The organism is Trabulsiella odontotermitis (assembly GCF_030053895.1).
Lineage (GTDB): Bacteria > Pseudomonadota > Gammaproteobacteria > Enterobacterales > Enterobacteriaceae > Trabulsiella > Trabulsiella odontotermitis_C.
This window is the reverse complement of sequence record NZ_CP125781.1, coordinates 967,405-992,089: the sequence shown is the minus strand read 5'-3', so window position 1 is coordinate 992,089 and position 24,685 is coordinate 967,405. Positions and strand designations below refer to the sequence as shown.

Sequence of the window (24,685 nt, the reverse complement as noted above, 5' to 3'; positions counted from 1 at the left end):
CCGCTTTCGTCGGGCACGAAAGCGGAATTTTTTTATTCGCTGCGCAGGATCTGGCGAAAATGCGATACCAGCGGACGTTGATTGGCTTTATGCCAGGCGGCCCATAATTGTGTGGAATAATTCATCCACGGTAATTCACGTAATACCACCCCTTCCGGTGCATTATGACGCAGACTATGTTGAATCAGTGCCAGGCCTAATCCCGCTGCCACCAGGCCTAACGCGGTGAGCGGTTCACCGGCTTCCAGACGAATATCAGGATTAAACCCGGCTTTGACACAGGCGGCGACAAAATCATCGCGTGAATGGGCATCGTCGTTATGGATCACCGCAATCCACTGCTGATCAGCAAGCTGTTGCGCGGCAAGGCTTTCCTCCTGCGCCAGAGGATGGTTTTGCGGTAAGGCCAGCAGCATTCGGTCATCCAGCACCTGAATGTATTCCAGATCCTGTTCGCTGTCGGCGGGCGGTGTATCGACCAGTGAAAAATCAAGGCTGCGCTGGCGCAAACCTTCAATCTGGGTAACCGGCGGTTGGCTGTAAAGCGCGATATGCACATCCGGGCGCGATACCCGCAGCGTACGCAACGCCGTAGAAAGCACGCCGGAATGCATGGCGTTTTCAATGTAACCAATACACAACCCACCATCTTCACCGCGCCCCAGACGTTTACCCAGTGACTCCAGACGGTTGGCATGCGTCAGTAAAGAACGCGTTTCTGCGAGGAATGTCTGCCCGTCAGCAGTCAGCCGGATGCGCTGCTGGTTACGTTCAAACAGCATCAATCCCAGACGCTCTTCCAGCTGCGCAATCTGACGGCTCAGCGGCGATTGCGAAATATGGAGTCGCTCGGCGGCACGTCCCACGTGCTGCTCTTCTGCGACTACCATGAAATATTTAAGTTGGCGTAAATCGATCATGTCAGACCTCAAAGGACTTAAGTCAGACCAATTATGTCCTGTTAAGTCATAATAGCGCAAGGTATTGTGATCTCCGTCACAGGGCGACAGCAAAAAAAGCCCCAACTGAACCCGAATTAAAGAGGACATCTTATGAGCATTAAAAATTTACTTCCCGGCAAAATCGGCCTGGGCGGCGCACCGCTCGGCAACATGTACCGCGCCATTCCGGAAGAAGAAGCCCACGCTACCGTGAGCGAAGCCTGGAACCTGGGCGTGCGTTACTTTGATACCGCGCCACTGTATGGCTCTGGCCTTTCTGAAATCCGCATGGGCGAAGCACTGTCTCAGTACCCACGCGATGAATACGTTCTGAGCAGTAAAGTCGGCCGCATCATGCTGGACGAGATGGAAGATCCGGCAACTCGTGATTTCGGTGAAAAAGGCGGCCTGTTCGAACATGGTCTGAAAAACAAAATCCTGAATGACTACTCTGCCGACGCCACGCTGCGTTCGATTGAAGACAGCCTGAAACGTCTGAAAACAGACCGTCTGGATATCGTCTGGATCCACGATCCGGCGCAGGATTTCTACGGCGACAGCTGGCTGGAGCAGTTCAATATTGCCCGTACCGGCGCGTTTCGTGCGCTGACACGTTTGCGTGACGAGGGCGTGATCAAAGCCTGGGGACTGGGCGTGAACCGCGTCGAACCCTGCGAACTGACGCTGGCACTTGATGAGCCTAAGCCGGATGCATTCCTGCTGGCGGGCCGTTATTCCCTGCTGGACCACAAACGTGCGCTGCAACGTCTGATGCCGGAAGCGCTGGCACATAACGTCGATATCGTCGTCGGCGGCCCTTACAGCTCCGGTGTGCTGGCAGGCGGCGAGCACTTTGAATATCAGAAAGCCTCCCCGGCCATTCAGCAGAAAGTGGCGCAAATTAACGCCATTGCCGCGCGTTTCAACGTCGATGTCAAAGCCGCGGCGCTGCAGTTCTCGCTGGCAAACCCGGCCGTCGCGGCAGTCATTCCTGGCTCCAGCCGTCCTGGCCGTATGGCAGAAGATCTGGCGGCACTGGATGCGACCGTTCCGGCTGAATTCTGGGCGGAAATGCGCCGTCAGGATCTGGTTGCGGAAAACGCGCCACTGCCGACCCGTTAATCAACCGAGCGAGAGAAATATGAAACTGGATCTGACAGGTAAACTTGCTGTGGTCAGCGGCTCAACCTCCGGCATCGGGCAGGGTATCGCTGCCGGGCTGGCAAAGGCTGGCGCAACCGTGGTTGTCGTCGGGCGTAAACAGAGCGGTGTCGATGACGCCATAGCCGCGATTACGGCACAAAACCCCACGGCGTCGCTGCGCGGCGTGGTGGCGGACCTCAGCACCGAAGATGGCGTCACTGCGTTGATTGCCGCCGTCCCGACGGCTGACGTGCTGGTCAATAATCTGGGGATTTTTAACGATAAAGATTTCTTTAGCGTCCCGGATGACGAATGGCTGCACTTCTATAACGTTAACGTTCTCTCCGGCGTTCGTCTGGCGCGTCATTATGCGCCAGCCATGACGGAACAAGGCTGGGGGCGGATTATCTTTGTCTCGTCCGAATCCGGCGTGGCTATTCCAGGCGACATGATCAACTACGGCGTCACCAAGGCTGCGAATCTGGCGGTGTCCCACGGTCTGGCTAAACGACTGGCCGGAACCGGGGTGACCGTCAACGCCATTCTGCCAGGGCCGACCTTTACTGAAGGTCTGAAAGAGATGCTGGCGGACGCCGCCGCGCAATCCGGGCGCAGTCCGCGTGAACAGGCCGATGAGTTTGTTAAAACGGCGCGTCCGAGCTCTATCATCCAGCGTGCGGCGGATGTGGAAGAAGTGGCGAATCTGGCGGTTTATCTCGCGTCACCGCTCTCCTCGGCAACGACAGGGGCTGCCCTGCGCGTCGATGGCGGTGTCGTTGACACCCTGACAATGTAATCCTGGAGATTTAAGAGAAAATTATCATGGCTAAGACAAGTGTATCGATTGAAATTCCGGCATCTGCCGACACCGTATGGCAACTGATGGGCGGCTTTGATGCGCTGCCAGACTGGCTGCCGTTTATCCCGAAAAGTGTGGTGACGGAGGGCGGTCGCGTTCGCTCACTGACAACCTCTGACGGCGGCACGGTGATTGAGCGTCTGGAAGCGTTCGATAACCGCCAGCGCAGCTACACTTACTCCATTATTCAGGCGCCGTTCCCGGTGGTGGATTACCTCTCCACCATCACGGTTCACCACACGGCTGACAGCCAGGTTTCCCGCGTGGAATGGTCCGGTGAATTTACGCCAGTGAACGTGTCTGATGAAGAGGCGCAGGCGCTGTTTACGGGCATCTACAAGGATGGTCTCAAGGCGCTGAAGGACAACTTCGTTTCCTGATGCGACAGACAGGCGCCGGTGTGTCCGGCGCCTGATAATTACGCTTCTTTAGCGAGGCAGCAGACAGTTATCTTCTTTCCAGCCGTACAACCATTCCATACTGCGATAAAACTCCGCCTGCGATTTGCCTTTCCACAGCAGGTTTCTTACCTGACGTTCAACGCCAGCCGCGTGATAAATGCGCCCCATTTCCCGGGTAGACCAGACGATACGCGCGGTGCGCGGAATACGTACGGATTCGTACAACGCAAAGGCTTTCGCCGCATCCCCATCGCACTGCTCCAGTGCTTTGCCGAGTGTCACCGCATCTTCCAGCGCCATGCAGGCGCCCTGTGCCATATACTGCGCCACCGGGTGCGCCGCATCGCCCACCAGCGTGATGCGATCAGTGCCCCACTTGCCAACCGGCTCACGATCAGCGGTTGACCAGCGACGCCATGTGGTCGGTTTGTCCAGCATCTGACGCGGGCGCGGATGGATCCCCTCGAAATACGACAGCACCTCTTCTTTGCTGCCATCCTTAACCCCCCCACTCTTCCTGCTGGCGACTGTGGAAAGTCACCACCAGGTTGTACTGTTTACCGCCGCGCAGCGGATAATGCACAAGGTGGCAATGCGGCCCGGCCCATAACACCGGCGCGTTGATGCGGAGATCTTCCGGCATATCCTCACAGTCGATGACTGCGCGGTAGACCACATGACCGGTGACACGCGGGGAATCGTTGAGCAGATTCTGGCGCACCACGGATTTCACGCCGTCACAACCGACTAAAATATCTGCCGTCCAGCGGTTGCCTTTATCATCAAACACCGTCACATCATCCGCTGTCTGGCGAATATCAACGACGTTGGTGGACGTCCGGTATTCAACATTCGGATGCGTCAGCACCGTTTCCCAGACAGAAGCGTGAATATCCACCCGGTGAATGACCGCATATGGCCCACCGAAATGGTCGCGAAACGCCTGCCCGGTTTCAATGCGTACCACTTCTTCCGCGTTCACCGCATCCATCATGGTGATGTGATCGGTAAACACCGCCCGCTGGCGCGCCACTTCACCAACGCCGAGGCTGTCCAGCGCGGAAAAGGCGTTAGGACCAAGCTGGATGCCCGCGCCAATTTCACCAATCTCATGGGCTTTTTCCAGCAACATCACTTTGATGCCCTGACGCGCCAGCGAAAGCGCAGTCGCTGCTCCACCGATTCCGCCGCCGACGATAATTGCGTTCGTCACTTTAGCCATTGTCGTTCTCCTTCTCAGGCTGAGAGTTTGTCTTGTTGATTTTCGGGTGCCGCGGCAATAAACGCCGGTAGCTGCGTGCAGGCGTCGTACACCGCTTTACAACGTGGATAGTCACTCAGGTCGCACTCCATGCGCTGTGCGTTCGCCCACTGCGGGATCAGGCAACAGTCAGCAAGCGTTGGGGTATCCCCGACACAATAAGATTGTGACTGGCTCTCCCGCAGCAGTTGTTCGACAGCGCTAAGTCCCTGCTGGATCCAGTGTGCGTACCAGCGTTTTTTCTCTTCTTCACTGACTTTTAATTCTTCGCTCAGATAGCGAAGTACCCGCATGTTATTCACTGGGTGAATATCGCAGGCGATGGCGTATACGATCTCCAGCACCCTGCTGCGCGCCGGGTCGCTGGCTGGCAACAGACACGACTGCGGGAAATGCCGGTCCAGCCAGTCGATAATCGCCAGCGACTGACCGAGCGCGTCGCCGTCATCGGTCACCAGTGTCGGCACCAGCCCAATCGGGTTCATACGGCGATAGGCCTGCGCGTTTTGCTGTCCGATGCGGATGTTGACGCCCACCGTCTGATAGTCGATGCCCTTTAATGCCAGCGCGATGCGTACGCGGTACGATGCTGAGCTATTAAAAAAACTGTACAGCTTCATGCATCACCTCAGACTATCTTCACGGCGATGGGGGTTAACCCGTCCACGTTGCCGGTGATCACATCCCCTTTGACTACCGCGCCCACGCCTTCCGGCGTGCCGGTGAAGATCAGATCCCCCGGTTGCAGTTCAAAGAATCCGGACAGATAGCTGATGGTTTCGTTAACCGACCAGATCAGGTGACGGATGTCACTGCGCTGATGGTCGATGCCATTCACCTGTAGCCAGACAGCCGCGTTGTTAACATCCACGGATTCACTGGCTTTATGCAGCGGCGCAATCGGGGCAGAGAGATCGAACGCTTTACCGATTTCCCACGGACGCCCCATCTGGCGCATCTCCATCTGGCGGTCGCGGCGGGTCATATCCAGCCCGGTGGCGTACCCCCAGACATAGTCGTGGGCTTTTTCTAATGGAATGTCGCTCCCCTTTTTGCCGATGGCGACCACCAGTTCAATTTCATAGTGGTAGTTGTCGGTTTGCGTCGGATAAGGAAGATTGAGCGTTTCGCCTGCTGCGACCGGTACCACCGCATCAGCAGGCTTACAGAAGAAGAACGGCGGCTCGCGATCCGGATCAAAACCCATTTCGCGGGCATGTGCGGCATAGTTGCGCCCGACGCAGTAAACGCGACGGACGGGAAACAGCTCATCGCTACCGACAACCGGGACGGTAACGGGTGCCTGCGGTTCAAAAACATACTTAATCATGGCTCTCTCCCAAATTAATAGCGTGCTTCACGGAACAACCCGAGGGCTTCCTGTACCGGTCTGTCCGAAAAACTGAATAACACGGTGTCGTCCGTACTGTTGAACGACACGCCGTGCCACGTCGGCACCACGAAAATATCTTTTGCTGAAAAGGTGAAGGTCTCGTTGCCGACAGTGACTTCGCCGCTGCCCTCCACCACGTGATAGATGGTACTGTCGGTGGTGCGCGCCCTGCGCGAAGCAAAACCTTTTGGCAACAGTTGCAGGAAGGCACCCATCGAGGGCATCGGGTAGCCACCGGTCACCGGGTTGACGTAGCGCATCTTGTAGCCATCCCACTCGTCAGCCTCGCCGAGGCGCGTCAGGTCGTGCAGCGCTTCGCGGCTGCGGTCGTAGCGGTAGTTGAAGATCGGTGACGAATTTCCTTTCTGGTGGCGCAGCGGCAGCATGTTGGCAGCGTAGCGCGGCAGGTAGTCCCCTTCTTTTCGCGAGACCGGCTGCTGGTCTTCCGGGTAATCCTCCGCAAAGCCACAGCCGAGAATATTCACCAGCGGCAGATCCAGGCCATCCAGCCAGACCACCGGTTCATCGCCCGGGTTACCGTGGTCGTGCCATTGCCACTGCGGCGTCAGAATAAAATCGCCCTCGTGCATTTGCGTACGCTCACCGTCAACGGCGGTAAACGCCCCTTTTCCTTCGACGATAAAGCGCAATGCCGACTGGTTATGGCGATGGCTGGGCGCGACTTCGCCCGGCATGATCAACTGCAGCCCCGCATAAAGGGTTGACGTAATGGAGGATTGCCCGCGCAGCATGGGGTTTTCCAGCACCAGCACACGACGCACGGCCTCTTTTGCGCCAATCAGGTCGCCGCTTTCCAGCAGCAGCGGGCGAATTTCCTGATAGTTCCAGTACGCCGGGGCACAGTTCGCGTTCGGCGTCTGCGGCACCAGATGATGCAGCGATTCCCACAGCGGGGTGAGGTTCTGCCCCGAAATGCGCTGGTAATACTGCTGACGGCTGTTTTTAACATCCTGATGATATTCAGACATAGAGATTCTCCTTAATCGTTCACGACGCCAGCACGCGGCAAGGCATCAGGGACAGAGGCTGGCGGGCGGGAAATTATCGTCAACAGGGTTAACATCACCGCGTTGATGACCGCCGGAACAGCGATAATGAAAAACAGTGTGTTGAAAGAGAAATTCATCGCCATCATCACGCCGCCGGAAAGCGAGCCGACAATCGCCCCGCAACGGCCAATGGCATTGGACCAGCTGACGCCCGTTGCGCGACTTTGCGTGGGATAGAGCATGGCGGTTAAGGCATTCAGGCCCACTTGCGATCCGCTGATACCCACCCCGGTACCAAAAATCGCCAGCGCCATCAGCCATAAACCGTTTTCACTCAGGCCAATCATGACGATACACACCGCGCCCAGCGCATAGCTCACCGCCAGTACGCGGAATGGATTGTGTTTGTCCATCAGTACGCCCAGCGCCAGCGCGCCCAGCGTCCCGCCAATCTGGAAAGCGGCGGTAACCCAGGAAGCCTGCTGCAGGTCAATGCCGCGATGGTTTAACAGCGTTGGCATCCAGCTTGAAAGCAGGTAAATAATCAGCAAGCTCATGAAGAAAACGACCCATAACATCAGCGTAATGGGCAACTGGCGACCCACGAAAAGCTGACGAATGCTGCCTTTGGCAATCGCGGCCGTTTCATTCAGGTAGAAATGGGTATTGTCGTATCGTTCGCCGGTCATTGCGCTGACGGTACGGGCGATGGTCGCCTGCGGCAACTGGTGGCGCACCTGCCAGCGCGGCGATTCCGGCAACACCACCAGCAGCGCAAAGAACAGCATCAGCGGTAACACGCCGCCGAGCACCAGGATCCCATCCCAGCCAATCACTGACACCAGTTGTGCGCTGACAATCCCGCCCATCGCCGATCCGAGCGTAAAACCGCAGAACATCAGGGTGACCAGCGCGCCACGACGACGGGTCGGCAGGTATTCCGAGGTCATGGTGATGGTGTTTGGCATGGCGCCGCCCAGCCCGAGCCCGGTCAGAAAGCGCAGAATAACCAGCGTTTGTAAATCGGGCGAAAACGCGGACAGCAGACTCAATGCACCAAATAACACGACGCAAAGTTCAATCACGCGTTTGCGACCGAAGCGGTCGGAGAGCGGCCCGCAAAGCAGCGCGCCGGCGGTTAATCCCACCAGGCCCGCGCCAAACAGCGGTGCCAGATCGCCCACCGACAATTGCCAGTGGGTGCGGATATCAGGTGCGATGAAGCCAATGGCCGCGGTATCAAAGCCATCAAGCATGACCACCAGAAAGCAGCAGATGATCACGTGCCACTGAACCTTGCCGATGGGAGCGGCGTCGATCAGTGCTTGTAGTTCACGTCGTTGAGTCATGATAAATGCCTCAGTGCAGGTAAGGTAAGAGGTCGTTTTGTTTTTGATATGTTACGACTTTGTAGGTTGGGCGATAAAATGTACAATGGCATTTCATGCAGAGACATAACCTGAGGGTTATAGCTAATGGCGAACTGGACGCAGAAACTGAAACTCCATCATCTGCAAATGCTGGTGGCGCTGGGCGAACAGGGCAATCTGACCCACGTCGCCAGAATGATGAATATCACCCAGCCAGCGCTGTCGAAATGGCTGTCACAGCTTGAAGATGAGATAGGGATCACACTCTTCGAACGGCACAGTAAAGGCTTGCGTCCGTCCGAGGGTGGAAAACTGTTGCTGCAACATGCTCAGCGGTTAATCAACGATATGGAGCGTTCGCAGTATGAAATGGCGCGCTTTAAAGCGGGTGGGTTGGTCGGTAGCCTGAAAATCGGTTGTTCACCGGTGGCGACCGACTGCGTCTCGCAGGCAATCCTCAATCTGCTCAATGAGATGCCGATGCTGCATCTGAACATTGAAGAAAAAGTAATGACCCCGCTGCTGCATGATCTGTTGGCCGGGTCGGTCGATGTCGTGGTTGGCCGTGTCGGTGGCCGGGCGCTGCAACTGCCGCTGAACTATCAGGTGCTGTACACCGAACCCGTCTGCTTTGTCGCGCGTCCTCATCACCCGTTAGCCGGGCATGCCACGCTGACCTGGAACGATCTCGCCGACTGGCGCTGGATTGTCTGGCCGACAGGAACGCCTATCCGCATCAGCATTGATAACGCGCTGGTCGATAACGGCGTCATGCTGCCGGAGAACACCATCGAATCCGCGTCTATGAACGTCAGCACCAACCTGCTGCAAAGCAGCGATATGATCTCCATTCTTTCTTTGCGACTGGCGCAGCGCTACGCCAGCCAGGGACAGTTGGTGATCCTAAACCTGCCGAAAATAGAGCAGAAAGGAAGCGTGGGTGTTTTCTGGCGTAATAATGAAACACCCTCCGCCGCGCTGAACCGCTTTTTGTATTTTCTGGCACAGGTTTAGCGCGGCGAATACAAATACAGCCTGAAAAATAATAAACAGCGCTTAAATCCGAACCTGCATTTGTAATTTCACAAAAAATCCTTTTTTTCTTCATTATTTTTAAGGTGAAATAAAAAGAAAGAATCAATTCCAGAAAATACTTCTCATTATCCATTATCGCCGTATAATGAGCAAAAATGAGAACGATCATTCTCACCACCCAAAAATACGGAGCGATGCATGATCAGCAAACTGGAAGCCCGACAGAAAGCACGGCAGGACGATATCATTGCCGCTGCACGCCTCTGTTTTCGCGACAGCGGCTTCCATGCTGCCAGCATGTCGCAAATCGCCGCGGAAGCGAAACTCAGCGTCGGACAAATCTATCGCTACTTCGCCAGTAAAGACGCCATTATCGAAGAGATGATCCGCCGTATCATCGATTACCGTATCGCCGAGATGGAAGGCAACACCCAGACTCATCTGCTGCCACATCTGCTGGCCTGTCGTTTTACCCTGAGTGAGGATGACGACGCTTTAATGCTTGAGATGTCGGCGGAAGCCACGCGTAACCCGCAGGTCGCCGCCTGGCTGGCCGAGGCCGATGAGCGTATGTTCAACAACGCCTGCGCCCATCTGCAAAAAGAACACCCACACCTCAGCCCGGAACGCGTGCGTTGCTGTGTGGAAGTCATCGCGGTCATGATGGAAGGTTCCATTTACCGCCGTTTAACGCCGCAAAAAGTTTCACCCGAGGCGTTAGAAAAAATCTATCAGGAAATTATCAATATGCTTATCGCTGTTAAGTAATTTAATCCTGTAATCAGCGGGGGAATTTAATTCTCCTTTTTTGTCATTTCCGGGAAACCGGGAATGTGGATTCGTTCACCCTTAAATCCTCGCAATATATCCGCGGGGAGGACGTCATTCACCTTGAGAAAAAAGATGAAATACATCACAACCACCTTTGCCGCATTATTTCTCCTGAGCGGATGCGATAATGCGCAAACATCAGCGCCCCAACGCCCGGAGCAGGAAGTGGGTGTCGTTACATTAAAAAGCCAACCCGTTTCCGTGGTCAGTGAACTCACCGGGCGCACCACCGCCGCGATGAGCGCGGAAGTTCGTCCGCAGGTGACCGGCATCATCCAGAAACGGCTTTTTAATGAAGGCGATAACGTTAAAGCCGGGCAGGCACTCTATCAGATTGAGGCAGACAGCTTCCGCGCCACCTGGAACGAAGCCGCCGCCGCGCTGAAGCAGGCGCAGGCGCTGGTGACCGCCGATTGTTCGAAAGCGCAGCGTTATGCGCAACTGGTGAAAGAGAACGGGGTTTCACGTCAGGATGCTGATGACGCCGCCTCGACCTGTGCGCAGGATAAAGCCAGCGTCGAGTCAAAAAAAGCAGCGCTGGAAAGCGCACGCATCAACCTGAACTGGACCACCATCGCCGCACCGATAGCCGGACGCATCGGCATTTCATCGGTGACGCCTGGCGCGCTGGTCTCTGCTGAACAAACCACCGCACTGGCGACCATTCGCAGTCTCGACACCATGTACGTTGACCTCACACGCTCCAGCGTCGACCTGCTACGCCTGCGCAAACAGTCGCTGGCGACCAACAGCGATGCGATGAACGTGACGCTGATTCTGGAAGATGGCTCAACCTACAGCGAAAAAGGGCGTCTGGCGCTGACCGAAGTGGCGGTGGATGAATCCACGGGTTCCGTAACCCTGCGCGCAGTATTCCCTAACCCGAAACAGCAACTGCTGCCAGGGATGTTTGTGCGTGCCAAAGTGGATGAAGGCATCATGAACGATGCCATTCTGGCCCCACAGCAGGGCATTACCCGCGATACCAAAGGCACTGCCACCGCGCTGGTGGTAAGCGCGGATAACAAAGTCGAACAGCGTGAACTCGAGACAGGCGAAACCTACGGCGACAAATGGCTGGTATTACGCGGCCTGAAAACGGGCGATAAGTTAATCGTCGAAGGTTCTGCCAAAGTGGTGGTTGGCCAACAGGTGAAACCCGTTGAAGTGAAGGCCAACGGAGGAAACGCCTGATGTTTTCCAGTTTCTTCGTGCGTCGCCCGGTTTTTGCCTGGGTTATCGCGATTCTGATTATGCTGGCCGGGATGCTGGCCATCAATACGCTGCCGGTGGCGCAGTACCCGGATGTCGCGCCGCCGTCGATTAAAATTTCCGCCACATATACGGGTGCATCAGCACAAACACTGGAAAACAGTGTGACCCAGGTCATCGAACAGCAACTTACCGGGCTGGATAACCTGCTCTACTTTACCTCCACCAGCAGTTCCGACGGTTCGGTAAGCATTACTGTCACTTTCGAGCAGGGTACCGACCCCGATACTGCGCAGGTACAGGTGCAGAACAAAGTGCAACAGGCGGAGTCGCGCCTGCCGAGCGAGGTTCAGCAGGCGGGCGTCACCGTGGTGAAATCCCAGAGCAACTTCCTGCTCATCATGGGGGTGTACGATAAAACCGATAAAGCCAGCAGCTCTGACATCGCCGACTGGCTGGTGAGTAATATGCAGGATCCCATGGCCCGTATCGAGGGCGTCGGCAGCCTGCAGGTATTTGGCGCCGAATACGCGATGCGTATCTGGCTGGATCCGGCGAAACTCGCCTCTTACTCCCTGATGCCATCCGACGTGGAGACGGCGATAGAAGCGCAAAACGTGCAGGTCTCCGCAGGTAAAATCGGCGCGCTGCCGTCGCCTGACAGCCAGCAACTGACCGCCACTGTGCGTGCGCAGTCGCGCCTGCAAACGGTCGAACAGTTCAAAAACATCATCGTGAAAAGCCAGTCTGACGGCGCGGTGGTACGCATTGGTAACGTAGCTCGCGTCGAGATGGGCAGTGAAGATTACACCGCCGTTGCCAGACTGAACGGTCATCCGGCCGCCGGGATGGCAGTGATGCTGGCGCCGGGGGCGAACGCCCTGAGCACAGCCACGCTGGTAAAAGAAAAAATCAACGAATACAAACGCAACATGCCGCAGGGTTATGATGTCGCGTATCCGAAAGACAGTACCGAGTTTATTAAAATCTCCGTTGAGGACGTGATACAAACGCTGTTCGAAGCGATCATCCTCGTAGTCTGCGTGATGTATCTGTTCCTGCAGAACCTCCGCGCGACGCTGATCCCGGCGCTGGCGGTACCCGTCGTGCTGCTCGGCACTTTTGGCGTGCTGGCGCTGTTCGGCTACTCCATCAATACCTTAACGCTGTTTGCGATGGTGCTCGCCATCGGGCTCCTGGTGGATGATGCCATCGTGGTGGTGGAAAACGTCGAGCGTATTATGCGAGACGAAGGGCTACCCGCCCGCGAAGCCACTGAAAAATCAATGGGAGAAATTTCCGGGGCGCTGGTGGCGATCGCGCTGGTGCTCTCCGCCGTATTCCTGCCGATGGCCTTCTTTGGTGGCTCAACCGGAGTGATTTATCGTCAGTTCTCGGTCACCATTATCTCGGCGATGTTGCTCTCCGTCGTCGTGGCGCTGACATTAACGCCTGCCCTCTGCGGCTCGATTCTGCGTCACACCCCGGCGCATGAAAAAGGTTTCTTCGGCGCGTTTAACCGCTTCTACGGTTCGACCGAACGTAAGTACAAACATAAGGTGCTCAACACGCTCAGCCGTACCGGGCTGGTGATGGTGGTTTATCTGGCGGTCTGCGGCGGCATGGCGCTGGCGATGTGGAAACTGCCGGGCAGCTTCCTGCCAGTTGAGGACCAGGGCGAGATCATGGTGCAGTACACGTTGCCTGCGGGCGCGACCAACTCCCGTACTGCCGAAGTGAGCAAACAGGTCACCAACTGGTTTCTCAATAAGGAAAAAGACAACACCAACGTTATCTTCACCGTTAACGGCTTTAGCTTCAGTGGCAGCGGCCAGAACGCCGGAATGGCGTTTGTCTCCCTGAAAAACTGGTCCGAACGTAAGGGCGCGCAAAACACCGCACAGGCGATTGCCCTGCGCGCCACCCAGGAGCTGGGGGCGATCCGTGACGCCACGCTGTTTGCCATGACGCCACCGGCGGTGGATGGTCTGGGCCAGAGCAACGGCTTCACCTTCGAACTGATGGCCAGCGGCGGCACCGATCGTGCGGAATTGCTGAAAATGCGCGATGAGCTGATCGGCAAAGCCAGTCAGGATGCCACGCTGCATGCGGTACGTGCCAATGATATGCCGCAAACGCCGCAGTTGCAGGTCGATATCGACAGCAACAAAGCGGTGTCGTTGGGCCTGTCGCTGAGCGATGTCACGTCAACACTCTCCAGCGCCTGGGGCGGCACCTATGTGAACGACTTCATCGACCGTGGACGCGTGAAAAAAGTGTATATCCAGGGCGACAGCGATTCCCGCTCATCCCCGTCTGATCTGGGTAAATGGTTTGTGCGCGGCAGCGATGACAGCATGACACCATTCTCTGCTTTCGCCACCACCCGCTGGGAATACGGCCCGGAAAGCCTGGTACGCTACAACGGCGCAGCCGCCTATGAGATTCAGGGCGAGAACGCCACCAGCGCCAGTTCCGGTACTGCAATGACCACCATGGAAACGCTCGCCAACAATCTGCCCGCCGGTTCCACCTGGGCATGGAGCGGTCTGTCGCTGCAGGAAAAACTGGCCAGCGGCCAGGCGATGAGCCTGTATGCCATCTCGATTCTGGTGGTATTCCTTTGTCTGGCCGCGCTGTATGAGAGCTGGTCAGTACCGATTTCTGTCATTCTGGTGATCCCACTCGGCCTGCTGGGTGCGGCGCTGGCGGCGTGGATGCGAGGTCTCAGCAATGACGTCTACTTCCAGGTGGCGCTGCTGACGACGATTGGCCTGTCGTCGAAGAACGCCATTCTGATCGTCGAGTTTGCCGAAGCGGCGGTGAACGAGGGTTACTCCCTCTCCCGTGCGGCGCTGCGCGCGGCACAAACCCGTTTGCGCCCGATCCTCATGACGTCGCTGGCGTTTGTCGCCGGGGTAACGCCGCTGGCAATTGCCACTGGCGCAGGCGCCAACAGCCGTATCGCCATCGGTACCGGGATTATCGGTGGTACGCTAACCGCAACGCTGCTGGCGATTTTCTTTGTTCCTTTATTCTTTGTGCTGGTGAAACGCCTGTTCGCCGGTAAACGCCGTCAGGGGTAAGTTATGTTTCGTTTCTCTGTTTTATTTATCGCCTTCCTGAGCGTCGGCTGCGTATCACTCGACCCGAACTATCAACGGCCCGACGCGCCCATCCCGGCAATGCTGCCGGGTACGCAGGGGCAAGCCGCGGCAGTGATCGGCAACTGGCAGCAGGTGGTGAAAGATGCCCGTCTGAATAAGGTGGTCAGCATGGCGTTAAACAGCAACCGCGATGTGCAAAAAGCGATTACTGATATCGACGCTGCCCGCGCCGAATACGGGGAAACGCGCGCGTCGCTCTTCCCGACGGTGGATGCGGAGCTAACCGGTAGCCGTAGCCGCACCACCACCACCGGCGTCAGCACCACAACGCAGGCGGAAGGCGCAGTATCCAGCTTTGAGCTGGATCTGTTTGGCCGTAACCAGAGCCTCTCCCGCGCCGCGCGGGAGACCTGGCTTGCCAGCGAGTACACCGCGCAGAACACACGTCTGACGATGATTTCCGAACTCACCACCGCGTGGGTGACGCTGGCCGCCGATAACAGCAATCTCGCGCTGGCGCAGCAGACGATGAACAGCGCGGCGGATTCACTGAAAATTGTGAAACGCCAGATGGACGTGGGCACCGCCGCCGCCACTGACGTGAGTTCCGCGATGAGCGTCTACCAGCAGGCCCGCGCCAGCGTGGCGAGTTATCAGACGCAGGTAATGCAGGACAAAAACGCCATCAACCTGCTGGCCGGTCAGACAGTGCCGGACTCACTGTTACCGGGTACGCTGGAGAGTTTAAGCGACAACACCATCACGCTGGTGCCCGCAGGGGTTTCCTCCGCTGTGCTGCTCAACCGCCCGGATATTCAGGAAGCGGAACATAATCTGCTGAGCGCCAATGCAAATATCGGCGCAGCGCGCGCCAACTTCTTCCCGACAATCTCTCTTACCGCCAGTGCGGGTGTGGGTAGTGATTCACTCTCATCGCTGTTTAGTCATGGTATGAAGGTGTGGTCGTTTGCGCCATCGGTTACCCTGCCCTTGTTTACCGGCGGCAGCAATATGGCGCAGCTTCGCTATGCTGAAGCGGAGAAAAAAGGGCTGATCGCCACCTATGAGAAAACCATTCAGAGCGCGTTTAAAGATGTGGCCGATGCGCTGGCACGCCGCCAGACGCTGAATGAAGAGCTGGATGCCCAGCGCCAGTACGTCGCTGCTGAGCAGCAGACGCTGGATATCGCCGTGAAACGCTATCAGGCCGGAAGCGACGATTACCTGACGGTGCTGACCGCGCAGCGCACACTGTGGTCAGCGCAGGAATCGTTGATCGCGCTGCAGCAAACCGAGCTGGATAACCGTATTGCCCTGTGGCAGTCGCTGGGAGGCGGGGTGGTTGACTGACCCGACAGGTTGGCCAACGACGCATCACGCCGTTGGCCGTGTGTTTTATCTGTCACTTATCGAACGAGACCAGGTCCTTGAATATCAGGTGCCCCCATTTTTTTCCGCGCGCATGCACAAGCAAGCCCCCTTCTGACAGTCCACCCAGCGGAACGGGTGAGAAACCGAGTTTTTCCGCAAGTACACCGACCTCCGCCAGGGCGCTGTCATCGTCACTCGCCAGGAATACGACTCTCCTGCCACCCTGCACGGACGGATCCTGGTCAAGGACGGCAGCGACCAGATGATTGAAGCCTTTCACCAGCCTGGCTCGAAACTTCGGTTTCAGCTGATAAGGCGCTTCTTGCCTGGTTCCAGGAACTGGTGATGTTCACACAAAGCTACAGGGGTGTGGTCGCTATGATGGCCGCGGCTCACACGGATAAAGATTCCGCGCTTTACGCTTCATGTGCCGCAGTGCATTCAGCAGGCGCTCAATTGCTACAACGCGCCCAGGCTGAAGGCATGGCGCGCATGGACATGAATGGCGATGACCTGTTCGCGCTAATAACGGCGCTGGGCTGGGCAGTTGACCAGCCATCATTCGCCTCGCGGGCAGATCACCTTGTTCAATTAATTACGAGCGCCATCCTGATAAGTCAGCCCTCATAACAGGAACCTCAATTTTCATCCATCAATGAAATTAAAATGTGAAACAGATAGGTTTCACACCACCCCGGGCTTGCTAAGGCGGTGCCAATACCAGATTGTTCCTGTCTGAGTTTACGCTTTAGAGTAGATAAACAATGACGGCAAAAGAAGCCCTTCACCAAAAGCTTAACGCTTTTTACCGTGAGAGCCAGGAGGGCTTCACCACACTGGATTGTGAGCGATTTACCGCCACAAGCCGTAGCGTCATCAGTCACAGGCCGTTTTCACTCAGGCCAATCATGACGATGTACACCGCATCCCGTCAATCTGGAAAGCGGCTGTAACTCAGGAAGCCTGTTGCAGGTCAATGCCGCGATGGTTTAAGAGCGTCATGCTGGCGGAGAATACCATCGAATCCGCGTCTATGAACGTCAGCACCAACCTGCTGCAAAGCAGCGATATGATCTCCATTCTTTCTTTACGTCTGGCACAACGCTACGCCAGCCAGGGACAGCTGGTGATCCTAAACTTGCCAAAAATAGAGCAGAAAGGAAGCGTGGGTGTTTTCTGGCGTAATAATGAAACACCCTCCGCTGCGCTAAACCGCTTTTTGTATTTTCTGGCACAGGTTTAGCGCGGCGAATTTGCTTAGTAGGTGCTGAAATAGTGTTGGATCAGCTCCGGGTTTTTTGTTTGCGTCAGCGCAGTCATCAGTAATATCCGGGCTTTAGCGGGATTTAATGAATCAGCGACCAGTCCAGGTTGACCTTTGTCGGCTGGTACAACGCCATTCCCTGTGCGGGATGAACGTATCACTATAATTCCGGCTTTTTCTGCTTTCTTGATCCCTGCCTCGCTTCTGACGGAAACAGAACCCGCCCCGGTTCCGGCATAGATGATTCCGTCAACATGATGCGAAATTGCTGCATCATACATATATTCCGGATCATCCTGGTAACCATAAATAATCACGACTTTCGGCAAGTTGCGCAGGTTTCGCACATCAAATACTGAACGCAGGGTATGCACCTTTTCCACTCGCGTCTCAAATTGCGGTTTACCGTTTACAATAACCCCCAGATACCCCTGCTCAGGCGCTTTGAATGTATCCAGCGTGGTCGCGTTAGTTTTAGTGACAAATCTTGCCGAACCAATACGATCATTTAATACCACCATCACCCCGCGGCCCCTGGCATTCGGGTCTGCGGCCACAGTAACGGCTTCCAACAGGTTCATCGCGCCATCTGCGCTGATCGCTGTCGCGGGTCTCATTGCGGCCGTGAATACCACGGGCTTATCACTCTTCACCGTCAGATTCAGGAAATACGCCGTTTCATCCAACGTATCTGTGCCATGAGTAATCACCACACCATCAACATCATCCCGCGCCAGTAGCGTATTCACCTGCTGAGACAGTTTTAAAATAATATCGCTGGTCATGTTTTCACTGCCAATATTAGCAATTTGTTGACCATCAACACGTGCAATATTTTTTATCTCTGGCACGGCATTAATTAATGTCTGAACGCCAATTTCACCGGATTTATAACCCGATGTTTGTGTTGTACTTGCTGCCGTCCCTGCTATCGTGCCTCCTGTAGCAAGAATCACAATATGAGGTTGCGTGGTAGCGCTAAATATACTTTGACTGATAAAAAGCAAAGCCATAGCAATGAATATTCTTATATTCATTTTATCTTCCTCTGAATTTAATTGAACAGGGTGAAACCTGTCTGACTTTTAAATAATCAGGCCAGCACCATTTTTCCAATAATTAAGCCAACGGTAACCGAAACAATGACGTTGACTAAGCCTGGTCGCATAAAGCTATGATTAAGCACGTACTTACCAATCCGCGTGGTTCCGGTGTCATCAAAAGCTAATGCTGCCAGACACTGGCCCGCCACAGGAATAAAGAAATAGCCATTGACTGCTGGCCATGAACCAATCAGCGCATAGGCTGGCAACCCTAACGCCAACCCCAGCGGCAATAAAATAAGCGTTGTTGCGGCCTGACTGCTGACCATCGCGGATACAAAAAACATCATGATAGCAATGAGCCAGGTATGCTGTTGTAAAAGTGTCTGGACTTCCGCTTTGATCAGTTCGATATGCCCATTCACAAAGGTTTCGCTCATCCAGGCAAGCCCGAAGGCGCAGACAATCGCCAGCGCACCGGCACGAAAAACCGTACCGCTAATGATTTGATCCACCTGCGGGCGACACAGCAATACAATCAGGCAGGCAAAAGAGAGCATGGTAATCTGGATTGCGGCAGACATTGAAAGCGGTTGTAGCCCTTTTGCTGTTTCAACCATTGGGCGCAGAGCCGGAATAAGCCCCAACAATACAATCACAACCGCACTCATTAAAAACAGCACAACAGAGAGCCTGGCACGCAGCGTGACTTCTGTTTTTTTGCTTTCCTTCTGAACCGGCTGAATAACTCCTTCAGCCAGTCGACGCTGGTACTCCGGGTCGTCTTTTAATTCTTTGCCTTTATTGAAAGTCGCTATCGCCCCCATTGCCACACCGATCAATGTTGCAGGGACACAAATCATCATAATGGTGGAAATTGAAATACCCAAAGGCGCCATCAGGCCAATCATCGCCGCCATTGCGGCTGATATCGGGCTGGCGGTGATTGCCTGCTGTGAGGCGATTACGGAAATGGATAATGGGCGTTCTGGACGGATCCCCGAGTCACGAGCCACTTCAGAGATCACCGGCAACAAGCTGTATACCACATGCCCTGTTCCAGACATAAAGGTAAAAATATAACAAATAAAAGGAGCCAGTAACGTAATGTAACGTGGGTGACGTCGCAGGATTTTTTCTGCCAGTTTAACCAGTAAATCCAGCCCCCCTGCTGCCTGTAATGATGCTGCAGCTAATACAACAGAAAGAATAATAAGAATAACATCAATGGGGGGTGTTGAAGGTGTCAGGCCGAATACGAATACCATGACGCCCACACCCAACCCACCGACCATCCCTAAAAATACGCCGCCGATCCTGGCGCCAATCATCAAAGCGATAAGAATAAAACACAATTCCGTCCAAAACATACTTCCTCCTGACCTGTGTGGAGTGAATGCTGGGTTAATTTAATGGAACAGCGTTAACAGGCAGAATAAGGTTTGCCAAAACCGAATGCGCCGTAATGTGATAAAACCTGCGCAGCAGATTGCCCTCCCGCCCGCATGGCTGACATCACTATTTCATCATCAGGTTTATCTGTACCGGATTGCATAATGGAGAGCATAAAACCGGTTAAAAAAGCGTCACCCGCTCCCAGCGTATCCACTGGTTCGATATACTGAGGATGCCACTCAAGATAACCATTGGCCGAAAAATAATAAACCCCCTCATGTCCGCGGGTCGCGATAACATGTTGGCAACCGTAATGATAAATTTTCTCAAGCTTTTCTTTTATTTCATCTGATGATAAACCACTGCATGAAATAAAACCGTAGCTTATCCATGGACATACACTTTCGAAATATTCATCAGTACCGCGCCCGGAAAAATCAAACGAAATAAGATTATTATTCTGTTTTATCTTTTCCAGCTCTGGCTCCAGAAAACCGTTGATGCTGGAGTGTACTAAATTGAATTGAGAAATATAATGGAGATCATCTTGTGATAGTTTCAAAGGATGCTCGCGCAGCACCCCATTTTTATTGCTGGCAACAAACTCCCGATCACCATTTTTGAGTCGAATACATGCGTATCCATTCTCACCAGCATAATGACGGCAGTGGGTGATATCTATCTGCAACTCATGTAAGACATCCTGCACATGCCTTGCAGCCTCATCATTGCCAAAGACTCCCATAAAAGCAGCAGGTACGCCTGCGAGTTTTGCATACACGGAAAAATTTAATGCATTCCCCCCCGGATACATCACTCCGGAATGGAGGTATTTATCGACAACATTGTCACCAATACCTATAACGCTGATGCTCATAACTAATCCTTGATTTATATATAGAATAAAAAGCGTCCCTGCCTTTTCTAAATCCCTGTAATTAGTACTCAACTTTCCACATATAGCGACGCGTGGTTAACGGGTGCTGACGAGCCCTTGCAAGCGCGCGATTGTAGACAGGATAAACGTTATTAAAGAGAGAATGATTGAAATAATCTATCACCGTCGTCTTGATAGTAGATAACCCTAATTCTTTCGCATCGACAACTTCAATCCGGCGGCCATACTTTTTCAGGAAGTTTAAAGCGCGTTCATCTACAGGCCGCGCGCTGCCCTCAGATAGCTGGAAGAAAAATGGTGTGTTCGCATCAGTAATCTCAAAAGGCCCATGGAAAAATTCACCGCTGTGGATGCAGGCTGAGTGAATCCACTGCATTTCCATAAAGATACAGATACTCTGGAGATATGCCGCACCGTAACCAGCACCGCTTGCTACGGTATAAATAACTTTGTCGTCTTTGTATTCCTGCGCAAAAGCCACAGCCCGCTCTGCGACATGCTCACAAGCACGATAGACAATTCGGTTAATTTTGCTTATCCCGTCAAGGAAGTCGTCGTAATGAACATAGCCTTCAGTCTGCTGCAATAGCTCTACTGCGCTCAGCAAACCTTTCATTGTCTTCTCTTCAGCAATGTCTTTGTTATCACCAAAGGTGTAGCTTTCCACGTAATCGCAATGGGCGACTAATGGCGAATCCATTACCCATGTTAACCCAATAACCGGTGCGCCATGTTGACGTGCAAGCTCAGCCGCCTTAATGGTCTCCGGGGTATTTCCTTTGTGCGAAGCCACGATAACAACTGCGTTCTCTCCCAATGCCGATGGCAGGTTGTTAATGAATTCTCCGCTGTTGTACAGGCCAACGGTAAGACCTTTCGCCTCTTTCTCTAAAAAGGCTTTTGCCGGATAAAACGCAGCATAAGAGCCACCGCAGGCCACATAATAAACGTATTTTACTCCCCCTTTATCCACCTGGCTGGCCAAAATGTCGCTAACAATCTCTTTCATACTCATCATACATCCCTCTGGTTCTTACTTTGACCCGGCGAACTCTGCCGCCACAAATGACTTGTAATGTGTTTATATTTTTATATGACATTTAGATACATTTGTTCAAGATGCAAAGCAAAAAAAAACGGGATCCGCGACGTGGATCCCGATTTGGATGAATCAGTATGACTGCTGAAAGGGTAAAACTACACCGTGAAACGAATTTTGTCGCCGACAATCAGTTGCCTGGAGACACAGGACAATTCGCCTTTGTTGTCGATCATTTCACTCTTAATGAGGATAAGAGGATAATGCTCTGCTACGCCCAGATAATGAGCAACCTCAAAACTCGCGTAAACCAGTTCGATCATTTTTCGTGAGTGGGTAAACCACAAACCGTGTTTCTCACGCAAGCACTCGTATAGCGACTGATTGTTAAGCTCTTCCTGTAACAGGAAGGCAAAACGGGGTGGCATCTGGACGGTTTCCAGCGAGACGGGAATATCGTCAGCATAGCGAATACGTTCGATGACAACAGCTTTTTCTTCGGCAGTCATGCCCAGCAAAAACCGTGTCTCATCATCGATAGACTCGAAGACTGATTTGATAGTACGTGAGCCGGGTCGCCGCCCCTGTGACTGGCATAACTCGGTGAAACTCATTATCCCTGTCATACTACGCTGAAATTTTTCAGTGGAAACAAACGTTCCCTTACCTGACACGCGGGTCAGGAGTTTTTCACGCGTTAACGCGTCCAGTGCTTTTCGCACGGTTACCCTACTGACCTCCCATTGTGCGCTTAGCTCATTTTCAGTAGGGATCTGCTGTCCAGGTTGATATTCGCCACATAAAATAGCCTCTTTGAGGGAGGCTTCAAGCTGTTTATAGAGTGGCTTTGCGCTTTTGCTGTCAGGCTGCTCCATCATTTGTATCCATTTGTATTATAAAATACCCGCCATGTATTATAACAATTTACCTGACATTTGCTCGCTGACATAGACCCATAACAGCGAAAAACGGTTAAGATGAAATCTGTTGTGAGGTTGGCGCGTGATATTTAGTCTTCCTGTAAGCACACCATAATTTCTTTCAAGAAAAGACAGTTCAGCGATTGTCCATAGTGTCCCTGCATTTTTCCTTCTCTTTTCTTTGCTTTCATTTTCACTCCCTGCAGCAGGCGTATTACGTATGACGCACTCCTGGTTTATCGGGGCGGGAAAATGACTCGTCACGACAGCAGTTCACGGCCTATCCCATCTTACACCCTGTGTATCGATAAAATACCTTGCCTGAATTTCTCTATAAACCAGTTAATTTCCGGTTATCGTCATTGCCGTAAGACGACTAAATACATTAGCCTTTCTTACAATAACTGCACAATTAATAATGTTATTTACAAAATCTTACTTATGGATTATTTTCACGTTTAATTTTTATACGAAATCTCCCTTAAGGATAAGTAATGGGCAGGAAGCCAGTACGCGGATATTCCGTCGTCACGCGCCTTTTCTGTTTCGCCATTCTGGCGGTAGCGTGCGCGCGCGCCACAGCGGCTCCGCTCTCTCCGGCTGACCGCGATACGATTCAACAGCAACAACAACAGTTGCTTGAGCAGAACCAGCGTCAGCGTGATGAACTGGAGCGCAGCACGCCGCTGCCCCGTCCGACTGCTCCTGTCGCACCACCGGCCACAGAAGGCCCGTGCTTTACCATTTCTCGTATTGAGGTGCGCGGCGCCACCCTGCTCTCTTCACACGACGCACATACCGTTACCGCGCCCTGGCTGAATCAGTGCCTGAATATGGCACGTCTGACGCAGGTCACTAACGCCGTCTCCGAGTGGTACATCAGCCGGGGGTATATCACCAGCCGTGCCTTTCTGACTGAGCAGGACCTCTCTTCCGGCGTGCTGCATCTTACGGTGCTGGAAGGTCGGTTACAGCAAATCCGACTGGAAGGTGTTCCGCAGCGGACGCTCGCCATGACTTTTCCCGGGCTGGAAGGAAAAATCCTTAACCTGCGCGACATCGAACAGGGTATGGAGCAATTAAACCGCGTGCGGCAGGTTCCCGTGGAGATTGAAATCCAGCCAGGCGACAAACAGGGCTGGTCAATTGTCAATCTCACCGCCGCCCCGGAATTTCCGCTCAGCGGGTCGGTAAGTTTTGATAACAGCGGGCAGAAAAGCACCGGCACCGGCCAGTTCAGCGGCGCGCTGACCGGCAATAACCTGCTCGGGCTGGCGGATAAATGGTTCGTCAGCGGCGGGCGCAGCAGTGATTTTTCAAACTCGCATGATGCGCAGAATTTTGCTGCGGGTGTCAGCGTGCCGTATGGCTACGGTCTGCTCGACTACAGCTACAGCTGGAGCAATTACCTCAACACCATTGATAACAACGGCTGGCCGTGGCGCTCAACTGGCGACAGCGAAACCCACCGGCTTACCGGCTCATGGGTAGTGTTCCGCAATGGCGATATCAAAACCGGGCTTACCGCTGGCATCACCCACCGCATCAACCATAACTACCTTGACGACGTGCTGCTGGACTCCAGCAGCCGCAGGCTCTCCAGCGTGATGCTCGGTATCAACCACACGCAAAAAGTGCTCGGCGGTGTGGCGACCCTCAACCCGTCTTTTACCCACGGCGTACCGTGGCTGGGGGCGGAGGACGATCACGACAAATATGGCGATGTGCCGAAAGCGGAGTTCCGAAAGTGGAGCCTCAACGGCAGCTTCCAGCGGCCTCTGGCGACCGATCTCTGGTGGCTCAGCAGCGTTTACTTTCAGTGGTCACCGGACCGGCTATACGGAGCTGAACAACTCACTCTGGGTGGAGAAAGCTCTGTTCGTGGATTTAAAGAACAGTATCTCTCCGGCAACAATGGCGGTTATCTGCGAAATGAGCTGAATTACTCGCTGTTTACCCTGCCGTGGCTGGGGCAAATCAGCGTGATGGCGGCACTGGATGGCGGCTGGCTGAAACAGGATGACCAGGATCCGTACGCCAGCGGCACGTTATGGGGTGCAGCGGTCGGGCTGACCAGCGCGAACCGCTGGTTTTCGACACAGTTTACCGTGGGAACCCCCGTGAAATACCCGGACTGGCTGGCACCGGACCATTTTATTATTTATTACCGCGTGGCGGTGGCGTTTTAAGGG

The 24,685-nt window shown here is 54.1% G+C and carries 20 protein-coding genes and 2 pseudogenes; 11 read left to right on the top strand and 11 right to left on the bottom strand.

Going from position 1 to position 24,685, the window contains the following annotated elements:
- Positions 1-32 precede the first annotated feature (32 nt).
- Positions 33-920 (bottom strand): LysR substrate-binding domain-containing protein, encoded by an 888-nt coding sequence (locus QMG90_RS04860; RefSeq protein ID WP_283282825.1) that lies wholly within the window; start codon positions 918-920, stop codon positions 33-35.
- Positions 921-1,052: 132 nt separating this feature from the next.
- Here QMG90_RS04860 and QMG90_RS04855 point away from each other — a divergent pair, with 132 nt between their 5' ends.
- Genes QMG90_RS04855 through QMG90_RS04845 form a run of 3 tightly spaced genes read left to right on the top strand, consistent with a single transcriptional unit; the run spans position 1,053 to position 3,323 of the window.
- A complete protein-coding gene (locus QMG90_RS04855) occupies positions 1,053-2,063 on the top strand; it encodes an aldo/keto reductase (protein WP_283282824.1) in 1,011 nt (336 codons plus the stop codon).
- A gap of 19 nt (positions 2,064-2,082) precedes the next feature.
- The gene (locus QMG90_RS04850) at positions 2,083-2,880 is read left to right on the top strand and encodes an SDR family NAD(P)-dependent oxidoreductase (protein ID WP_283282823.1); all 798 of its coding nucleotides are present in this window, start codon (positions 2,083-2,085) and stop codon (positions 2,878-2,880) included.
- Between the two features lie 26 nt (positions 2,881-2,906).
- The gene (locus QMG90_RS04845; protein WP_283282822.1) at positions 2,907-3,323 is read left to right on the top strand and encodes an SRPBCC family protein; all 417 of its coding nucleotides are present in this window, start codon (positions 2,907-2,909) and stop codon (positions 3,321-3,323) included.
- A gap of 48 nt (positions 3,324-3,371) precedes the next feature.
- Here QMG90_RS04845 and QMG90_RS04840 read toward each other — a convergent pair.
- The 5 genes and pseudogenes from QMG90_RS04840 to mhbT all read right to left on the bottom strand — a co-directional run bounded on the left by QMG90_RS04840 (position 3,372) and on the right by mhbT (position 8,357).
- Positions 3,372-4,566 (bottom strand): annotated as a pseudogene (locus QMG90_RS04840) (3-hydroxybenzoate 6-monooxygenase).
- A gap of 14 nt (positions 4,567-4,580) precedes the next feature.
- Complete coding sequence (gene maiA / locus QMG90_RS04835; protein WP_283282821.1) at positions 4,581-5,225, bottom strand: maleylacetoacetate isomerase; 645 nt, start codon at positions 5,223-5,225, stop codon at positions 4,581-4,583.
- Positions 5,226-5,233: 8 nt separating this feature from the next.
- A complete protein-coding gene (locus QMG90_RS04830; protein WP_283282820.1) occupies positions 5,234-5,935 on the bottom strand; it encodes a fumarylacetoacetate hydrolase family protein in 702 nt (233 codons plus the stop codon).
- Between the two features lie 14 nt (positions 5,936-5,949).
- Positions 5,950-6,987, bottom strand: a complete 1,038-nt coding sequence (gene gtdA / locus QMG90_RS04825; protein ID WP_283282819.1) for a gentisate 1,2-dioxygenase — start codon at positions 6,985-6,987, stop codon at positions 5,950-5,952.
- A gap of 11 nt (positions 6,988-6,998) precedes the next feature.
- Positions 6,999-8,357, bottom strand: a complete 1,359-nt coding sequence (gene mhbT / locus QMG90_RS04820; RefSeq protein ID WP_283282818.1) for a 3-hydroxybenzoate transporter MhbT — start codon at positions 8,355-8,357, stop codon at positions 6,999-7,001.
- Positions 8,358-8,483: 126 nt separating this feature from the next.
- Here mhbT and QMG90_RS04815 point away from each other — a divergent pair, with 126 nt between their 5' ends.
- The 7 genes and pseudogenes from QMG90_RS04815 to QMG90_RS04785 all read left to right on the top strand — a co-directional run.
- On the top strand, positions 8,484-9,392 hold the full coding sequence (locus QMG90_RS04815) for a LysR family transcriptional regulator (protein WP_283282817.1): 909 nt from the start codon (positions 8,484-8,486) through the stop codon (positions 9,390-9,392).
- Positions 9,393-9,611: 219 nt separating this feature from the next.
- Entirely contained in the window at positions 9,612-10,181 is a 570-nt protein-coding gene (locus QMG90_RS04810; protein WP_283282816.1) for a TetR/AcrR family transcriptional regulator, read from the top strand.
- Between the two features lie 135 nt (positions 10,182-10,316).
- Entirely contained in the window at positions 10,317-11,438 is a 1,122-nt protein-coding gene (locus tag QMG90_RS04805; RefSeq protein ID WP_283282815.1) for an efflux RND transporter periplasmic adaptor subunit, read from the top strand.
- A complete protein-coding gene (locus tag QMG90_RS04800; protein WP_283282814.1) occupies positions 11,438-14,542 on the top strand; it encodes an efflux RND transporter permease subunit in 3,105 nt (1,034 codons plus the stop codon). The genes QMG90_RS04805 and QMG90_RS04800 overlap by 1 nt, the downstream gene beginning before the upstream one ends.
- Positions 14,543-14,545: 3 nt before the next feature.
- Positions 14,546-15,913 carry an efflux transporter outer membrane subunit gene (locus QMG90_RS04795; protein WP_283282813.1) on the top strand — a complete coding sequence of 456 codons (1,368 nt, stop codon included), beginning with the start codon at positions 14,546-14,548 and terminating at the stop codon, positions 15,911-15,913.
- A gap of 366 nt (positions 15,914-16,279) precedes the next feature.
- Entirely contained in the window at positions 16,280-16,564 is a 285-nt protein-coding gene (locus QMG90_RS04790) for an SbtR family transcriptional regulator (RefSeq protein WP_283282812.1), read from the top strand.
- Between the two features lie 367 nt (positions 16,565-16,931).
- Positions 16,932-17,177: pseudogene (locus QMG90_RS04785) on the top strand (LysR substrate-binding domain-containing protein); the annotation flags it as partial.
- A gap of 14 nt (positions 17,178-17,191) precedes the next feature.
- On the opposite strand, the gene fraE reads toward QMG90_RS04785, so the two are convergent.
- The 5 genes from fraE to QMG90_RS04760 form a co-directional block, all read right to left on the bottom strand.
- Entirely contained in the window at positions 17,192-18,235 is a 1,044-nt protein-coding gene (fraE, locus tag QMG90_RS04780) for a fructose-asparagine asparaginase (RefSeq protein WP_283282811.1), read from the bottom strand.
- A gap of 56 nt (positions 18,236-18,291) precedes the next feature.
- Positions 18,292-19,611 carry an anaerobic C4-dicarboxylate transporter family protein gene (locus QMG90_RS04775; protein ID WP_057107723.1) on the bottom strand — a complete coding sequence of 440 codons (1,320 nt, stop codon included), beginning with the start codon at positions 19,609-19,611 and terminating at the stop codon, positions 18,292-18,294.
- Between the two features lie 53 nt (positions 19,612-19,664).
- On the bottom strand, positions 19,665-20,513 hold the full coding sequence (locus QMG90_RS04770) for a fructoselysine 6-kinase (RefSeq protein WP_283282810.1): 849 nt from the start codon (positions 20,511-20,513) through the stop codon (positions 19,665-19,667).
- Positions 20,514-20,574: 61 nt separating this feature from the next.
- A complete protein-coding gene (gene fraB / locus QMG90_RS04765) occupies positions 20,575-21,552 on the bottom strand; it encodes a 6-phosphofructose-aspartate deglycase (RefSeq protein WP_241353417.1) in 978 nt (325 codons plus the stop codon).
- 179 nt (positions 21,553-21,731) lie between these two features.
- Positions 21,732-22,451, bottom strand: coding sequence for a GntR family transcriptional regulator (locus QMG90_RS04760; protein ID WP_241353418.1), 720 nt, complete (start codon positions 22,449-22,451; stop codon positions 21,732-21,734).
- A 536-nt stretch (positions 22,452-22,987) separates the two neighbouring features.
- On the opposite strand from QMG90_RS04760, the gene QMG90_RS04755 reads away from it, so the two are divergent.
- Positions 22,988-24,682, top strand: coding sequence for a ShlB/FhaC/HecB family hemolysin secretion/activation protein (locus tag QMG90_RS04755; RefSeq protein ID WP_283282809.1), 1,695 nt, complete (start codon positions 22,988-22,990; stop codon positions 24,680-24,682).
- Positions 24,683-24,685: the final 3 nt, after the last annotated feature.

What these genes read in the sequence shown, in the direction of transcription:
- QMG90_RS04860 (WP_283282825.1), bottom strand. Translation starts at nt 920, where the DNA reads ATGATCGATTTACGCCAACTTAAATATTTCATGGTAGTCGCAGAAGAG.
- QMG90_RS04855 (WP_283282824.1), top strand. Translation starts at nt 1,053, where the DNA reads ATGAGCATTAAAAATTTACTTCCCGGCAAAATCGGCCTGGGCGGCGCA.
- QMG90_RS04850 (WP_283282823.1), top strand. Translation starts at nt 2,083, where the DNA reads ATGAAACTGGATCTGACAGGTAAACTTGCTGTGGTCAGCGGCTCAACC.
- QMG90_RS04845 (WP_283282822.1), top strand. Translation starts at nt 2,907, where the DNA reads ATGGCTAAGACAAGTGTATCGATTGAAATTCCGGCATCTGCCGACACC.
- maiA (WP_283282821.1), bottom strand. Translation starts at nt 5,225, where the DNA reads ATGAAGCTGTACAGTTTTTTTAATAGCTCAGCATCGTACCGCGTACGC.
- QMG90_RS04830 (WP_283282820.1), bottom strand. Translation starts at nt 5,935, where the DNA reads ATGATTAAGTATGTTTTTGAACCGCAGGCACCCGTTACCGTCCCGGTT.
- gtdA (WP_283282819.1), bottom strand. Translation starts at nt 6,987, where the DNA reads ATGTCTGAATATCATCAGGATGTTAAAAACAGCCGTCAGCAGTATTAC.
- mhbT (WP_283282818.1), bottom strand. Translation starts at nt 8,357, where the DNA reads ATGACTCAACGACGTGAACTACAAGCACTGATCGACGCCGCTCCCATC.
- QMG90_RS04815 (WP_283282817.1), top strand. Translation starts at nt 8,484, where the DNA reads ATGGCGAACTGGACGCAGAAACTGAAACTCCATCATCTGCAAATGCTG.
- QMG90_RS04810 (WP_283282816.1), top strand. Translation starts at nt 9,612, where the DNA reads ATGATCAGCAAACTGGAAGCCCGACAGAAAGCACGGCAGGACGATATC.
- QMG90_RS04805 (WP_283282815.1), top strand. Translation starts at nt 10,317, where the DNA reads ATGAAATACATCACAACCACCTTTGCCGCATTATTTCTCCTGAGCGGA.
- QMG90_RS04800 (WP_283282814.1), top strand. Translation starts at nt 11,438, where the DNA reads ATGTTTTCCAGTTTCTTCGTGCGTCGCCCGGTTTTTGCCTGGGTTATC.
- QMG90_RS04795 (WP_283282813.1), top strand. Translation starts at nt 14,546, where the DNA reads ATGTTTCGTTTCTCTGTTTTATTTATCGCCTTCCTGAGCGTCGGCTGC.
- QMG90_RS04790 (WP_283282812.1), top strand. Translation starts at nt 16,280, where the DNA reads ATGTTCACACAAAGCTACAGGGGTGTGGTCGCTATGATGGCCGCGGCT.
- fraE (WP_283282811.1), bottom strand. Translation starts at nt 18,235, where the DNA reads ATGAATATAAGAATATTCATTGCTATGGCTTTGCTTTTTATCAGTCAA.
- QMG90_RS04775 (WP_057107723.1), bottom strand. Translation starts at nt 19,611, where the DNA reads ATGTTTTGGACGGAATTGTGTTTTATTCTTATCGCTTTGATGATTGGC.
- QMG90_RS04770 (WP_283282810.1), bottom strand. Translation starts at nt 20,513, where the DNA reads ATGAGCATCAGCGTTATAGGTATTGGTGACAATGTTGTCGATAAATAC.
- fraB (WP_241353417.1), bottom strand. Translation starts at nt 21,552, where the DNA reads ATGATGAGTATGAAAGAGATTGTTAGCGACATTTTGGCCAGCCAGGTG.
- QMG90_RS04760 (WP_241353418.1), bottom strand. Translation starts at nt 22,451, where the DNA reads ATGATGGAGCAGCCTGACAGCAAAAGCGCAAAGCCACTCTATAAACAG.
- QMG90_RS04755 (WP_283282809.1), top strand. Translation starts at nt 22,988, where the DNA reads ATGGGCAGGAAGCCAGTACGCGGATATTCCGTCGTCACGCGCCTTTTC.